Source organism: Maribacter sp. PR1 (assembly GCF_028464145.1).
Classification (GTDB): Bacteria; Bacteroidota; Bacteroidia; order Flavobacteriales; family Flavobacteriaceae; genus Maribacter.
The window spans coordinates 373,744-390,344 of sequence record NZ_JAQPCG010000007.1; the positions used below are offsets into that span (position 1 = coordinate 373,744).

Genomic DNA, 16,601 nt, shown 5'->3' on the forward strand with positions numbered 1-16,601 from the left:
GGCGTGGTTTCTGATTGTAGTGACCTCGGCAGGACAGAATTCGAACTTTTTAAAGAAAGATATTGAAATCATTTTAAATAAGTCATTTCATATCAGAAGAGCTTGATTTTAGCCCATCAAGGAGTATAAATATTCTCCACCTCATATGTCGTCAAGCGGTAAAGCTTAGAGAAATCGATGTGCTTGTCCACCGTGTTCGGAAGATGCCTAACTTCTGGCTTATCCGCCGCTTGCTCACACCCCAGGTGTAGAATTTGAATATCTATTTATTTTTGCACGTCTACCTGCTTGTTCGCCATGGTCCTCTTTGGCAAAAAAAGACCTTTGGGACTTTACAAACAGCACAAATCAAAAGTGGCTCACTTTCACTGGCCAGCTACACTCACTTTGACCCGACGAAGATGATATACTATGTCTGGCGTTTCCACTAATTCAAGGGTTAAACTAATATATTGAGATTGTCAGATTAAGTATTAACTAATATACATAAGTGCTCGATTTTATTATATTTATCCAGGGAAAATCCCTCCCCTTTAAGTGAGACTTTAGGTTGTATATTATTTATGTAGAATGTAGGACCTCCTGAAGGCTCCCTGTTACTTGTTCATGTATGTGACTACGTCAACTAAAAGTGTACTATTTTGATAATATTTAAAGAGACACTTTTGAGATGGAAGTTCAAACTGAGGGTATTGGACTTTGCAATAGATTATGGAAAGGTCAAGGAAACCTGTGAGATGTTCAATGTGAGCAGGAGCACTTTCTTTAGCTGGAAAAGAAAGTATGATTAGTATGGGACAGAGGGTCTTTTAAGGAAAAAAAGGGAAGCGGATACCTACCCCAATAGAATCAATCAAAAAACGGTTGATCTGATATTGGACCTTAGAAGGAAATACAAACTTGGCGCATGGCGTATCAAATGGTACTTGGAAAGATACCATGACATCAATATTTCTGAATCAAGTGTTTATAGGACCCTTAAAAGAAACGGTATCAAACCGCTCAAACGAGCAGTTACCAGAAAAGCGATGGGACCTAAACGTTACGCCAAGGAAACTCCGGGACACCATGTCCAAGTGGATGTTAAATTCTTGATTTTCCACACCAACGAAGGAAAAAAGATAAAACGATATCAGTACACGGCCATTGATGATTACACGCGTATCAGGGCATTGAAAGTATATGAAAGTCACAACCAGTCAAGTTCCATTGACTTTATGGATTATGTTGCCAATAAGTTCCCTTTCCGAATCCATGCAGTCCAGACAGACAATTGACATGAGTTCCAATCTAGGTTCAATTGGCACGTGAAGGACCTTGGCATGGAGCACCGTTACATAGAGCCAGGAAGACCACAGCTCACGGAAAGGTGGAACGATCACACCTCACGGACAAGAAAGAGTTTTATCAACTACTAGATTATTCTGATGATGTTGATTTGAACAAGAAAATAAAACAATGGGAAGACTTTTATAACTTTATAGAACACAAGGTGCATTTAAGGGAAAGACACCCTATGAGATTTTAATGTTTCACTTAAAAGAATGAGAGTTTATTGCCATTTTAGCTGAAGTAGCACACTAGAAAAAAAAATCAAAATCTTGTCTATAAAAGGAAAATGGATCGCTCTAATTAGTGAAGCCAATCTTGTACAACATGATTTTTGATTCTTTTTCGCATACTGTAACATTATTTTTAAGAACGATTACCAAACGATTTACGATTCTTCTTATATTTATTTTCACCGCGCACACATTTTCCCAGACCAAATCTAATATTGTTTGGATCGTTTGTGAAGATATTTCCCCCTATATCGGGGTTTATGGGGATGCCACTGTGCGGACTCCCAATATTGACGCACTGGCAAGGGATGGCGTTAGGTATACGCGGGTATATACGACTGCTGGGGTCTGTGCCCCAAGTAGGTCCTCTATCATTACGGGAATGAACCAGATCTCCATCGGGACTTCCCATATGAGAACTACTCATAACAACTCAAAATTGATGCCCGAAGGGGTCCCCAGCTATTCGGCCGTGTTACCACCAAAAGTCAAGGCTTTTCCCGAGTATCTGAGAAAAGTTGGGTATTACACATCGAACAACGCAAAAGAAGATTATCAATTTGAGGAGCCCGTGACCGTTTGGGACGAAAGCAGTATTGGTGCCTCCTACCAAAACAGGAAGGCTGGGCCACCTTTCTTCAGTGTCTTTAACTTTGCCATTTCGCATGAGTCCCAAATCATTTCTCCTCCAGATTCCCTCTACTACGATCCATCTAAAATGGTGCTGCCCCTTTATTACCAGAATACGGAACAAATGAGGCACGACAAGGCTGCCTTGTATACTCGGATTGAGCAAATGGACAGTGATGTGGGAGAATTGATCCAACAACTAAAAAAAGATGGGGTCTATGATGATAGTTATGTGATCTTTTATAGTGATCATGGAGGCAATTTGCCCTGGATGAAACGTGAAATCTTGGAGAGAGGCACCCATATCCCATTTGTTGTGAAACATCCAGGATCTGAAATGGCCGGTACCGTGAACAATGACTTGATCAGTTCCGTTGATTTCGCCCCCAGTATGTTATCCATTGCCAGGGCTGATATTCCAGACTACTTGCAGGGCAAGCCATTTTTGGGCCCAAAATCGGGAAGTGAAAAGAACCAATATGTATTTGCCGGCAGGGATAGAATGGCGGATAAATATGATAGAGTTCGCTCTGTGACCGATGGGACCTTTAGGTACGTTTATAATTTTCATCCCGAATTGCCCAAATACCAGGATTTGGCCTACAGAAGACAAATGGTCAGCATGCAGGAAATCATTGATATGAGGGATGCAGGCAAGATTACCAATCCATACCTTTCGGACTGGTTCAATACGCCAAAACCGCAAGAAGAATTCTATTATACCACCAAAGATCCGGACGAAGTACACAATCTAGCAGACGACCCCGCATACCAAGACAAGAAAAACGAGTTGAAAGAAGTACTTTTTAACTGGCTGGAAGTTGTTGGGGACACCGGTAAAATTCCAGAAAAAGAAATGGTCAGGAACATGTGGTGGAAAGGTAAGGATGATGCCCCTATGACCGAAAAACCAGTCATAAAAAAAAGCAAGGAAGGTGTAACACTTTCATGTGCCACCGATGGTGCCTCCATAGGTTATCGAATATTCAAGGACAATGTAGCGGATTCCACCTTGGTACGGGACATAAAAACTTGGGACTTTTTCTACCTAATGCCACATAACAACAAAAAAACAGTGACCGTGCCCAAGCCGTGGAATGTTTACACCGGTGGTAACATATCACTCAAAAAAGGGCAGACCATTCAAGTCAATGCGCATCGTATAGGATATAAGCCAACAGAAATCATCTATAAGTTTAAATAAAATAACATGAAGAATCCTTTTCAAATCATACTGGTATTCGTAATGTTGTGGTCGTTCAGCATTACCAAAATACAGGCCCAACAAAAAGATGAAAACCAAAAAAGGCCCAATATTGTCTTCATTATCAGTGATGACCATGCCTATCAGGCCATCAGTGCCTATGGCGGTAGATTGGCCCAAGTAGCACCAACTCCCAATATTGATCGGATTGCCAAGGAAGGCATGCTCTTTGAGAATTGTCTGGTTGCCAATTCTATTTGTGGGCCATCAAGGGCTACCATACTCACGGGCAAGTACAGTCATAAAAATGGATTTATCGACAATAGGTTCGGTACCAAATTCGACTTTGACCAACAAACCTTTGGTGAATTGCTCCAACAGGCGGGATACAAAACCGGGGTGCTCGGTAAACTACATCTGGGCGATAAACCGACCAAAGGATTCGATTATATCGACATTCTACCAGGTCAGGGATCCTATTACAATCCCCTTTTCATCAATAATGAGGGACAATATCAATTGGAAGGATACACTACGGAAATCATTACGGAGAAAGCCATCAAATGGATTGACGCCATCAAATCCGATGACCAGCCCTTTATGCTGTTTTTGGGACACAAATCCTCACACAGACCATGGCAGCCGGGACCAAATGAGTTGGGCATGTATGAAAATGTAGAGATTCCAGAACCAAAGACTTTGTTCGATGATTACTCAGGAAACAGGGAGGTAGCCGCCATGAACTATATGTCCATTTCCGAAGCCATGAAAATGGCACAGGATATTAAAATAACGGACCAACCCCAAGCTGGTTTTACAGAGGAACAACAGAAAAAATGGGATTCTATCTATGGGCCTATCAACGAAAAGGTCAAGAAAGCTAATCTTAAGGGAGACAATCTGACCCGTTTTAAGTATCAACGTTACATGCGGGATTATTTGGCCTGTATTGCCGGCGTGGACAAAGGGGTTGGCCAAGTATTGGATTATTTAAAGGAAGCTGGGCTCGATGAGAACACTATTGTTATTTATACCTCCGACCAAGGATTCTATTTGGGGGAACACGGCTGGTTTGATAAAAGATGGATGTATAAGGAATCTTTGCAAACTCCATTACTGGTAAAGTTGCCCGGTAAGGTCAGCCCAGGAACGACCAATAAGGACCTGGTTTCCAATCTGGATTTTGCCGAAACCTTTTTGGATATCGCACAAACCGAAATTTCAGCGGACATGCAAGGGAAAAGCATGCTGCCCATTTTAGAGGGAAACACACCTAAGGATTGGAGAAAAGCCCATTACTACCACTACTACGAACATCCTTCCGAGCACGATGTAAGAAGGCATTACGGAATTACCACCGATAGATACATGTTGATCCATTTCTACTATGATTTGGATAAATGGGAATTATACGACTTCCAAAAGGATCCTAATGAACTGAACAATGTATATGGAGATCTATCCTATGCAAGCATCCAAAAAGAGCTTCACAAGGAACTTGAACAATTAAGGGTGAAATACGGGGACAACGATGCCCAAAACCGGCAATTCATTGAGGAATATTATGAAAAGGTCAAAGCCAACCCATTGGTTGAATATTGGAAACTTTCCCCCGAAAAAAGAAAAAGGTTGTACCAAGAATATTTATAAACACGAAATTAACCATATAGTCCAGGTCAAAACATCTTCATAGAACCAAGAACAATGGTATTAAAGCATAAATCGGCACTTTTTATTATCCTGTTTGTCTTCCTGATAGGGTGCAGGACCAAAACAGATGGAGCAAATGAATCCATTGGCATAACAGAAATAGAGGGGCCTCCAAAATTAACAGATTCACCGACCGAAGCACCAGAAGGTATGGTTTGGATACCAGGTGGAGAATTTATGGAGGGTGCCGTCGCTAAGGACAAAATGGCCATGATGCATGAAAAGCCGGCGCACCAGGTGCACGTTGACGGTTTTTTTATGGACATCCATGAGGTCACCAATGAACAGTTCGTCAAATTTGTGGATGAGACCGGTTACGTAACTGTCGCAGAACGGGAAATTGATTGGGAGGAAATGAAGAAACAATTGCCAGAGGGCACTCCCAAACCCCATGACTCCATTTTGCAGCCAGGGTCCCTTGTGTTCAAAAAAACCAAATCCAGTGTGACTAACCTATATGATTATTCGCAATGGTGGGAATGGAAGATAGGTGCCAATTGGAAACATCCCAACGGGCCGGAAAGCACTATTAAGGACAAGGAAAATGAGCCTGTGGTGCACATTGCCCTTGAGGATGCCCTGGCCTATTGTAAGTGGGCGGGAAGGAGATTACCCACCGAGGCCGAGTGGGAATATGCCGCACGGGCAGGCAAAAAGGACGAGCTGTTCTTTTGGGGAAGCGATGTCTCGCAGTTGAGTTCCCATGCCAATTCGTGGGAAGGGGAATTTCCGTTGAACAATACCAAAGAGGATGGATTTGAGCGTAGGGCCCCCGTGATGAGCTATCCCAAGAACGACTTTGGCCTTTACGATATGGCCGGAAATGTCTGGGAATGGACTAGCGACTGGTACAACACGAATTATTATAAGGAACTTGCGGACAAAAACGAGGTTACCCAAAACCCTAAAGGGGCTTTTGAGGCCTATAATCCCTCGAACCCATATGCCAAGGAAAAAGTGATCAAGGGCGGGTCTTTCCTATGCAGTGCCTCCTATTGTGCCAGCTACCGGATAAGTGCCCGTATGGCCACCAGTCCTGATTCGGGAATGGAGCATTTAGGGTTTAGGACAGTAATGCCGGTAAAAATGCCCAGAAACAAATAGCATCTATATGATTCCTCCCAAAAATCCTAAAAACGGAAAGCCAAAAAACAGTCTTTGAACACAAAATACACCAATATGAAATCCTAAAAGCGCCCATTCTATTTTAGCATTGCTGTTTCAGTTATACTCTTGACGGGCTGCAGTGGTCCAAAATTTACCGAAGAGAATAAAGGAGAATTCAATCTTGTACACCAACAAGTTGGGAAAAGTTTAGGGTATTGCTCTAAATCCGGGGTTCTCATCCTTGAAGTAGATCAATTGGCCTTCAAGGATCTAAATCAAAATGGGACTGGATTCCTATGAGGATTGGCGATTGCCCGTTGAGGAACGAGCCCAGGACTTGGCTTCCAAGATGAGCATTGAGCGAATTGCCGGATTGATGTTGTACAGTGCCCACCAATCCATTCCAGGAGGTGGGAACCGTTTTTTTGGTCCGGCGACCTACAATGTAAAGCCTTTTGCGGAAAGTGGGGCAAAGGCAAGTGACCTTTCCGATGCCCAACAAGTTTTTTTAAAGTATGACAACTTACGGCATGTATTGATTACCAGCGTGGAATCTCCCGGAGTTGCTGCGCAATGGAACAACAATGCGCAAGCCTTTGTGGAAGGTATCGGCATGGGCATTCCGGTGAACACGAGTTCGTATCCAAGGCATGGCAGCGATTCCTATGCGGAATTCAATGCAGGATCGGGCGGACAGATTTCCATGTGGCCCAGTAGCTTGGGCATTGCGGCCAGTTTTGATCCTGGATTGATGAAGCAATTTGGGGAGATTGCTTCCAAGGAATATCGTGCCTTGTGCATTGCCACGGCACTCTCCTCCCAAATTGATTTGGCCACGGAACCCCGTTGGTCCCGTTTTGATGGTACCATGGGTGAGGACCCTAAATTGGCCACCGATATGGCCAGGGCCTATGTGGATGGATTTCAATCTTCCGGTGATGGCGGTTGGGGCTACCAAAGCGTGAATGCGATGGTGAAACACTGGCCTGGGGGTGGTCCCGAAGAAGGAGGGCATGACGCCCATTTTGGTTATGGAGCCTACGCAGTACCTCGATGTCAAAAAGGTCATTGTGGTTACCGGATACCGGTTCCGAGATGGCCAAGGGCAGTCCCTGCCTATCGGTAAGGAAGAGGGCATTGGTGGTCCTGCCCTTTTTGCGGCCTTGGTATTCCACGGCCTAGCCTCCCCTGATGGCAGTGTGGCTGCCGTCAAGATCGACACTGGAGAGGTCGAACATGTCCCTGTACCGTTTTAAAATACCGATCCAACAATCCAGAAATGTCCCTGAACGGCACCATTTGCGATAATGGTGGTAGACCGATTGCCAACTCAGGACCTTTTGGGAGAACAGCGAGCTCGTGGGCAGGTACTCCCATTGCACGCCCGTCTTCAACTTGTAGAGTATCGCATTGACAATCTCGTACAAGGGAGCCGTTGGGGCAAAACCCCTTTTCGGTAAAGGTATGTGCGGAACTATCTCCATTTCTATGGTATCTTTTGTACATGGGCTATGGTATTTATGTTTGGCGACACAAATGTCCGTAGCCCTATCTTTCGATCCAAAAAAAGTTTAAATCACTTCTCATTAAGAAGTTATATGATAAAATAAGTAGAAAGGATTGTTTTGAAAGTATTTTTCCTATAAAGGTTTTCTGATTACAAGTTCTATCAAACCCTTTATTTTATGATGGGTAGAGCCTATTTTACTAAAAAATGTGAATGGTACCATGTACGGTTATTCTGAGATAAAAACACAGAATTATAGTCCACAATTGCCCGTATCAAAATGGCACGACATCATCGGGGAGAGAACACTAGCCGATGCCATCCTCGATCGTTTGGTGCATACAGCCTACAGAATAGATATAAAAGGAGAATCAATGAGAAGAAAATTGAAAAATAAAAACTAAGTTTAACCCACGGATAGATCAAATCTGGGCAGTCCATTTGCCCTGGTCGGTTTCATCCGGCGAAGGTGGGTCAGTTTACGCGGGCTTATCCAGACCCATTTCAAACCCTTCCTTTGTTCTAAATCCGTGGGGGGATTTATTGAAGCTATGTGTGCGAATCACACAATTTAAGCTTGTAGCTCAGCATCTATTTTTTGGAAACCATTTCAATCATTCCGTCCTTAAAGATTGTTAATTCTTCTCTAAATGCAACGAATTTTCCTTTTCCACTGTGCTCGAAATAAAAATGTTCTACAAAAATCAATAACCCTCGTTTTGCACCAATTTTGGATTTGCATCTAAATTGATCTGAGGAATTGGGAACAATACATGAAACGTTTGGGCAAGCTTACCTCTTTCAACAGCTTTAGATATGAATACATCTTGTCTAAGCTGGTCTTCCCTTCCTTTGCCTTCCCAGAAAAATTCTCTTTTTCTTTCATCCAATATGAAACTCTTCAAACTTTGTTTTGAAAAATCAGCAAGTGAGATTTCACTTGCTCCGGCTCTGCTGCGAACCTGATTTATCAAATCGATTGATTCTTGAACAGGTCCGTTGAGTTCGTTCAAAGCCTCAGCTCTCGATAACAAAATATCTGAGTAACGAATATCAGGGATGTCGTTTCCTTGCCCATCTCCCGATCCATTGGGATCCATGGGATATTTAGCAGGAAAAGAACGGTCGTTGCCAAAAAGCTGAATCTCATCCCCGGCCGTATTGGTGTATTCAGTAACAATCAAGTTTTTCCTAGCATCATTATCCTCGAACGATAATACAAATTCATCTTCAAAAAATATGATGACCGGATACAGCCTAAGGTCTCCCGGTCTAGGAAAATCACTTGGGTAAGTGAGCGCATTTATTTGGTTGCCAGCATCAGGAGCTACGTGAGGCAGTGCCCATACCATTTCATCATTGATTTCATTGTCCAAACTGAAAACTTCTTCGTAATCGGGCAAAAGTTCATAAACCCCCAAAGAGATGATTTCGTTTGCCTTTTCCGCACTTTTCTGCCATTCTTTGGTATTCAAATAATGTTTGCATAAGGTGCCAAGCGCAGCTCCTTTGGTCGCCCTACCTTCTTCAATTGCTCTAATTGGAAGGTTTGTTGACGCAAAAATCAATTCTTGTTCGATGAACGATTCTATTTCGGCCTCTGTACTTCTGGGTAGTAAAAGGTCTTCGTTAAATAAATCCTTATACAAGGGCACTGGGCCAAAAAGGTTATATAGCTTAGAATAGCTATACCCTCTAATAAAGCGAGCCTCGGCGGTAATCAGAGTTTTGAAATCTTCACTAAATGGGCCATTGTCAATATTGCTCAACACCACGTTTGCATCTCTGATAGCTGCATAATATAGGTCCCACTGCCCTAAAATATGTCTATTATTGCTGTCCCATGTGAAATCGGAAAGCTGCCTATAAAATATTTCAATGCTCCCGTTTAAGCTTGACACTTCTCCCGAAGAAAGTCCCGATAATGCATAAATACCTTGCTGGGGTATGCCGGGTTGCACTTGTATTGAACTGTATGCGGAACCAAGCAACGACCTAATTCCTTTCTCAGTGGCCAAAAATGTTTCGGGTTCCAGTTCGGAGAATGTTTCTTCCTCCAAGATATCAGTGCACGATGCCGATAGGGCCAGCACCGCAATTCCATAGTATTTATATAGTGATTTCATATTAGTAAATTTAATTTTATAATCCAATGTTTACACCCAAAATCCAGCTGCTTGCCAAGGGGTAGCTGCTATAGTCAACCTTGGTGTTATTTCTTCCAAAGGAATTGGCCTCTGGATCGAAACCTGAATAATCTGTTATGGTCAACAAGTTTTGTCCTGTCAAATAGAGCTTTAAAGAAGACAAGAACTTTATGTTGTCAACAGGTACTTGATAGCTGATGTTTATGCTTTTTAACCTTATATAGGACGCGTCTTCGACAACCAGTGAATTGACCCTTCCTCCACCGTATGATGAAGGATTGGTACCCGAAGGCCATATAGTGTTTGTGTTTTGGGGAGTCCATCTATCCAAGTATTGATGTGCATATCTGTTCAACCTAAACGTACCAGGATAGAGGCTTTGAATGGCATTGACATTTAAGAGCTCAACCCCCTCTTGACCTTGTATGAAAATATCCAGGGTCAAGCCCTTATAACTGAAACTGTTGTTTATCCCATATGTAAAATCAGGAAATGGATCCCCTAAAATGATTTGGTCATCGGGGTCGATTGTGCCATCTTGATCAGCATCTCTAAAGATTGGAAATCCAGGTTGTGCTGTAGGTTGCGGCGAATTGGCAATGTCATCGCCTTCTTGAAAAATGCCCGTTACCTCATAGCCGAAATAGGATGCCAACGGCTCACCTCTCCTGATTATGGCATTGTTTCCAATATCAGCTATGTTTCCCGTGGGAATCTCATCTATTCTGCCCAAATCGGATACTTCATTTTTGATCATAGAAAAATTTACTGCGGTAGTCCACATAAAGTCGGGTGAAGATACATTTATGCTGTTGATCAATGCCTCGAAACCTTTGTTCTGTATTTTTCCGACATTCGATAAGATAGAATTAAAGCCGGATGCCGAAGGTAAAGGCAAGTCAAAGAGTAAATCTCTTGTGTTTTTGACAAAAAAGTCTACCGAGGTACGTAGCCTTCCTTTTAGTATAGACATATCCAAACCAATATTGAGCTGTTCTGTAGTCTCCCACTTCAAATCGGGATTTGAAATCCTTGAAGGTCTTGTGGTGGTAATAGGTTGATTATCAAAAACGGCGTTTGTACTACTGCTGAAAGTAAGTAAGGAACTGTAGTTGCCTATTTCTTGATTGCCCGTCTGACCCCAACTCGCCCTAAGTTTCAGTTCCTCAAAAAAATCAGGTACAAAGACTTCATTTGAAAGTTTCCAACCAAAAGCTGCCGAAGGAAAATAACCGAATTTGTTATTCTCTCCAAAACGAGAAGAACCGTCAGTTCGAACCGTTGCCGTAAAGAGATAGCGATCCATAAGATTATAGTTAAATCTTGCTAGGTACGAGGTTAGCACATTTTCTTCTTTCAGGCTTCTTAGGTTGTCATTTCCAGTGTCCCCCAATGATAGATTGTTGGTTTCTATTATATCATCAGGAAAACCTCCAATGGTTCCCGAAAATTCCCTCACACTGAAATCTTGATAGGTAGCACCGGCCAAAACGCTCAAATTACTTTCAGAACCAAACTTCTTATTATAATTCATGGTAAATTCAACGAGGTTGCTGTTGCGTTCTAATGTCGAGACATTGGCAACCCCGCCCTGTGCCCTTCCGTTCACGGTCAAAGTAGAGTTATAAACATCTCTTCGGGAGTTCGACCTATCTGACCCAAAACTTAGTTTGGCATTCAATAAATTACTGATTTCATACTGAAAGTATATATTCCCGAGTGTGCGGTTTGTGAGGTTTTCGCTCAACACACCCTCAACTAAGCTCAAAGGGTTGTTCACGGTCAATTGGGAAGATTCGCTGAAATTGCCATTCTCATCAAATACCTGTTCAGTGGGGTCATATGAAAGTGCTGAAAAAATGGGCCCCGAACTGTAATTGAATCCAACGCCATCAACACTATTTTTGTCCTTGATATGGCTTGTATTAAGATTGAGGCCCATTCTGACCTTGTTGCCAAGTGTGCTCTCGTAATTTACTCGGCCGATATATTTTTTAATACCGGTATTTTTGACCACCCCATCTTGATTGTATTGGTTTAAAGAGACAAAAAACTTGGAATTTTCACTTCCTCCTGAAATTGATAAATTTCTATTTTGTATAATGGCTGTTCTGAAAATTTGGTCCTGCCAATCAGTACCGGCACCTATTTGTTGGATGTCTACTTGGGTGAACACAGGCTCATTGCCATTGTCTACAGCAATACCGTTGATAACATCAATATATTCTGATGCAGAGAGAAGATTTATTCTATTGTGAACTTGCTGAAACCCTACCGATTCATCATAATTTACGGTCAGTCTTTGTGCTGACCCCTTTTTGGTTGTAATCAAGACAACTCCATTGGCGCCCCTAGACCCATAGATTGCTGTTGCTGATGCGTCTTTTAGAATTTCAATAGATTCTACATCTTGGGGGTTCAAGGTATTTAAGGGGTTCCTAGGGTTTACGTTGGTGCCCATACCCGTATTGGGGTCAGATCCAGAAAGCCCTTGTGAATTGTCGATTGGAAAACCATCGATGACGTACAATGGCTCATTGCCAGCTGATATAGAACTTGCACCTCGCACCCTAATGGAAATTCCTCCTCCAGGTTCCGCACTTGTCTGGCTTATCTGTACTCCTGCTGCTCTGCCCACCAGCAACTGATCAACGGACACATTGGTACCGGGATTAAGGTCATCACTCTTCAAAGAACTCAAGGCACCGGTAAAATCACTCTTACGTTGGGTACCATAGCCGACAACAACCACTTCATCAAGGCCTGCGGCACTCTCCTCTAATATGATATCGAAACTGGTTCTTCCATTTACCTCGATTTCTTTTTTTGCAAACCCTATATAAGAAATCACCAAGGTGGCATTTTCATTGGTGACCTCCAACGAAAAATTACCATCAAAGTCAGATTGCGTTCCATTCGCGGTACCCTTTTCTACAATGCTAGCACCCGGCAATGGTTGTCCATTACCATCTTTGACCGATCCAGAAACCAATTCCTGGAACAGAAGAATACTTGTCTTCATAGGTAATGGCATTTTGGGTGTTGATTCCAACTTATTTGCTACCCCATGTAGGATTATTTGTTTCTTAAACACTTTAAAACCCAACCCTTCACCTTCAAACAATTTTGTTAAAACCGATGGCAAGGGTTCTTTTATTGCCTCAATTGAAACCTTGCGATCAAGGTCCACATCTCGTCGGTTCAATAAGAACTTAAAATCAGATATAGCCTCTATTTCCTGAATCACATCGGCAATAGTGACATTTTGCATATTCAAGGAAATCTTTTTGTTCTGTGAATAAGAATTCGCATTGATTTGGAATAGGGTAAGAATTAAGAAAAGTATGGTTAGTTTCATTTTCAACTTTGATAGCGAAATATGCTTACGCAAATTGTTTGGTTCTATGAATTTTTTCATAATTTCGAGTTAGTTATTTAATTTTTATAAATCTTTTTACCGAACCGGAAAATGCTGGCACATTTTTCGGTTTTTTATTTGAAGAGGCTATTTATTGTTTTGCATAACGTCTTTTTTTTGGATTATTCAATAATTATTTCGTTGTTTACAATTTTGTAATCCATATCATAGCTCCTACTGAATGATTGCAACACTTCATCAATAGATTCTATATCAAAAGAGGCATCAAAACGCTGTTGGTCTAAATCACCGTTCAGATTTTTAATGGTTACGTTATACTTTCTCTCCAAAGCATGTCTAATACTCTTGAAAGTGGCAAACCTGAAGATCAATTTATCCTGCATCCATGCCGTATGAATATAGGTATCTACACTTTCGATAGACATTTTTTGGGTTTTCTTGTTCCATTTACCCATTTTCCCTGGTTTGAGCTTAATTGACTGATAGTCTATCATTTTACGGTTCTTGATTTCAACTGACCCTTCTACAAGAACTGTTTGGATTTCGGGATTCTCTGGATAATAAGATATATTGAACATAGTACCCAATACAACCAGCTCAATTTCATCGGCATGAACTTTAAAGGGGCGGGCGGAATCTTCGGCGACATCAAAGTAGGCCTCCCCAGATAGGAACACCTGTCTATCTTGCCCCTTTAAAAATTCGACAGGATATTTTAAAGAAGTGCCTGAATTCAAATAAACACGGGTACCGTCTGAAAGAACCACATTAAACCGCTTGCCGTAGGGAACACGGATAGTATTGTAGGATAATGATTTTAAATTATGCGTATGTAAATAGACCAGCTGTGCACCATTTTGCTTACCAAGTACCTTACCATCTTTACTACGGATTATTTTACTTCCTTCCTCCGATAATGGTTGAACATCCCCGTTACTAGTTTCAATGATCACTGATTGTCCTATATTTAGGGGTTCCTGATGTCCACTCCTATCTAGATGATCTTTTAGAATATTATATCCAAGACCTAATAACAGTATGCCCACGGATGCATATGCCATAAGTTTCCTGGCCGTTTGTTTCATTAATCTTGTTTTATCCTTTTTAATCTCACTTAAAAGGTTCTTCTTTATTTTTTCGACATCAGGTTTGTTCAAGGAAATAGTAATTTTATAATGGGATTGTATATATTTTTGAAATTTTTTTTGATTTTTAGGCTCCATAATCCATTGAGACAGTTGATCCAATTCTCCTGATGTTGACTCGTTGAGGAGGTATTTAACAATATGATTTTCAATCTTGGAACTTACCACAACAATTCACATTTATGTAATGAAGACAAATCCATTTGATAAAACCCTAACTTAATATCAATATTTTTTTCATATTTGTAATATTTCACATCCTTTATTAAAGGAAATAAATTCTTTGATTTTTTATGAAGTATTCAGATGAGAGACTGCTAATCGAAGGCTTGAAGGCAGGAACCGAGGATGCCTACATCTGTTTAGTAGATAGATATAGTAGAAGGCTATTCGGATATTCACTTACGTTGGCCAACGACCATGCAATGGCCGAGGATATATTACAAAATGTATTCTTGCGTACATGGGAGAAAAGACGGAAATTGAATGTTACGACCTCTCTGCAGAATTATCTATTCCGATCTATCCACAATGAATTTATAAACCAATACAAAAAACGGCAGTCCAACTTGTTGTTGGAACAGAAATATTACGAAAACCTTGAAAAGGCTGCCAGAACGGAGGACTATAGTAGGCTGGAAAAATTAATCGTATTAGTAATCAGAGAAATTGAGAAATTACCCCCGAAATGTCAAGAGGTTTTTAATTTGAGCCGAAGAGAAGGTCTGACAAATTTAGAAATATCGAACCATCTCAATATATCGGTAAAAACTGTGGAAGCACAGATTACCAAAGCATTTGGTATACTTCGAAAAAACCTTGGAGAAAAATATTCTGGGATTCTTGTTCTCATATTGGGAAAACGTTTAAAATTGCCGTTGAACTAAAAATACCCTAAGTTGATTAGGTTCAAAGAAAGAAACACTTTCAAAGTTTGAACAGAATAACAGAAAAGTACAATGAATATCAATTGAGTGACAACAAAATTTATGACTTGTTTGCATATTCTAATTTTTCAATAACTCTGATATTTTTTCTCCAAATTTAATGCCTAAATTAATTTGTCCGTTTGAAGAATAATGAATGTCATCGTTCAGTTTTTCGAGACTATCCGTATCAATGAAGTAAGTATTTGGTATTTCTTCACTAATGCGAATTTGTGCATCAACGACATTGTCTAATGCTGGGAACCAAGCTTTGGGTGGATTAATCTTCCCAAAAATTATAGGCATCTCTTGGTTTTCATAATCTATTCTAACCGAATTGATTAATTTTTCAAAGTTGCCATAATAATCTTTACCAGCCTCAGGAATTCGAGCATCACGTTCTCCCTGCATCCAAATTAGAGCTTTGACTTTTGCATTGAGCCCCTCAGTGAGACTATCTGTGAGTTTTATCAACCTATTGTACATGCTACCGAATTGAGGATTCCCCGTTATTTCAGCCTTATCTTTACTGTAGTTGGGTGCCCAGTCCAATAATGAAGCTCCGCCAATTGCATATTTGATCAAAATAAATTTTTTGTTCGGATTGTTTTTGCTCAATTGCATAGAAATTCCAATTTCTGGTCCAAAATTATCTTTTGGGTTTATCAAGCCGGGACTTAGACCAAAATCGAAAAAAGAAATATTGGAAAACATCATTTCATCCAAATCAATTTGTTTTCCTCTCCCAACCATATTTGATTGGCCACCCATCAATATAACACAGTATTGTTCATCTTTGGATAAATTCTCAGCGTACTTAACCTTTAAATCTTGAGAATAGCCATACAAAACTGGTAACAATGTCAAAATAATAAATAGTCTTAATGCCATCATAGCATAGTTTGTTTATTACATGTAATCATAATAAATGTATTGTTTTGATTTCTGACAAATATAGCAGAATCTTTCATTTAAGATGAAGTAAATATTTCTTCATGCACCGTAATCAAATAAAGAATCAGAAAAGCTACAACCTTCCTAAGATAGAAGCCCGTCTTTTTATTGATTCTGAAGAAGTTACCAAAAGAAATATATGAAAGAGTTTTCAAAGAGGATGCTACTTTATTTTGTTAATCTCTATTACTCCCTGTATGTCTTAAGCAGATTTGAACTTGGACTTGCAACAAAAAAATGGACAACCAGTTAAGAGTCATGCCTCTGATGCCTCTGATTTTTGGTTATACATTTCGTTTTCAAATTCCTCTATTGTTTTATAGTCCAATG

10 protein-coding genes and 2 pseudogenes are annotated in these 16,601 nt (G+C 40.7%); 7 read left to right on the plus strand and 5 right to left on the minus strand.

Annotated features, from left to right (window positions below; all coding sequences use genetic code 11):
• Window positions 1-665: 665 nt before the first annotated feature.
• From PP182_RS16250 to PP182_RS16270, 5 genes and pseudogenes are all read left to right on the plus strand, one after another.
• Window positions 666-1,548 (plus strand): annotated as a pseudogene (locus PP182_RS16250) (IS481 family transposase).
• A gap of 108 nt (window positions 1,549-1,656) precedes the next feature.
• Window positions 1,657-3,396, plus strand: a complete 1,740-nt coding sequence (locus tag PP182_RS16255; RefSeq protein WP_272652315.1) for a sulfatase family protein — start codon at window positions 1,657-1,659, stop codon at window positions 3,394-3,396.
• Between the two features lie 6 nt (window positions 3,397-3,402).
• Window positions 3,403-5,046: a sulfatase family protein gene (locus tag PP182_RS16260; RefSeq protein WP_036379439.1), complete on the plus strand. Its 1,644-nt coding sequence runs from the start codon at window positions 3,403-3,405 to the stop codon at window positions 5,044-5,046.
• Between the two features lie 54 nt (window positions 5,047-5,100).
• Window positions 5,101-6,210, plus strand: a complete 1,110-nt coding sequence (locus PP182_RS16265) for a formylglycine-generating enzyme family protein (protein WP_036379437.1) — start codon at window positions 5,101-5,103, stop codon at window positions 6,208-6,210.
• 283 nt (window positions 6,211-6,493) lie between these two features.
• A complete protein-coding gene (locus tag PP182_RS16270; RefSeq protein ID WP_394297318.1) occupies window positions 6,494-7,339 on the plus strand; it encodes a glycoside hydrolase family 3 N-terminal domain-containing protein in 846 nt (281 codons plus the stop codon).
• 52 nt (window positions 7,340-7,391) lie between these two features.
• Here the strand turns inward: PP182_RS16270 and PP182_RS16275 are convergent, their stop codons facing one another.
• Window positions 7,392-7,697 (minus strand): transposase, encoded by a 306-nt coding sequence (locus tag PP182_RS16275; protein ID WP_394297317.1) that lies wholly within the window; start codon window positions 7,695-7,697, stop codon window positions 7,392-7,394.
• Window positions 7,698-7,983: 286 nt separating this feature from the next.
• On the opposite strand from PP182_RS16275, the pseudogene PP182_RS16280 reads away from it, so the two are divergent.
• Window positions 7,984-8,124: pseudogene (locus PP182_RS16280) on the plus strand (ATP-binding protein); the annotation flags it as partial.
• Between the two features lie 300 nt (window positions 8,125-8,424).
• Here PP182_RS16280 and PP182_RS16285 read toward each other — a convergent pair.
• The 3 genes from PP182_RS16285 to PP182_RS16295 all read right to left on the minus strand — a co-directional run bounded on the left by PP182_RS16285 (window position 8,425) and on the right by PP182_RS16295 (window position 14,559).
• Window positions 8,425-9,846, minus strand: coding sequence for a RagB/SusD family nutrient uptake outer membrane protein (locus PP182_RS16285; RefSeq protein ID WP_036386028.1), 1,422 nt, complete (start codon window positions 9,844-9,846; stop codon window positions 8,425-8,427).
• Between the two features lie 16 nt (window positions 9,847-9,862).
• Window positions 9,863-13,285, minus strand: a complete 3,423-nt coding sequence (locus tag PP182_RS16290; RefSeq protein ID WP_051947145.1) for a SusC/RagA family TonB-linked outer membrane protein — start codon at window positions 13,283-13,285, stop codon at window positions 9,863-9,865.
• A 122-nt stretch (window positions 13,286-13,407) separates the two neighbouring features.
• Window positions 13,408-14,559, minus strand: a complete 1,152-nt coding sequence (locus PP182_RS16295) for a FecR family protein (RefSeq protein WP_036379431.1) — start codon at window positions 14,557-14,559, stop codon at window positions 13,408-13,410.
• A gap of 125 nt (window positions 14,560-14,684) precedes the next feature.
• Here PP182_RS16295 and PP182_RS16300 point away from each other — a divergent pair, with 125 nt between their 5' ends.
• On the plus strand, window positions 14,685-15,278 hold the full coding sequence (locus PP182_RS16300; protein ID WP_036379429.1) for an RNA polymerase sigma factor: 594 nt from the start codon (window positions 14,685-14,687) through the stop codon (window positions 15,276-15,278).
• A 120-nt stretch (window positions 15,279-15,398) separates the two neighbouring features.
• Here the strand turns inward: PP182_RS16300 and PP182_RS16305 are convergent, their stop codons facing one another.
• A complete protein-coding gene (locus PP182_RS16305; protein ID WP_036379427.1) occupies window positions 15,399-16,211 on the minus strand; it encodes a sialate O-acetylesterase in 813 nt (270 codons plus the stop codon).
• Window positions 16,212-16,601 lie beyond the last annotated feature (390 nt).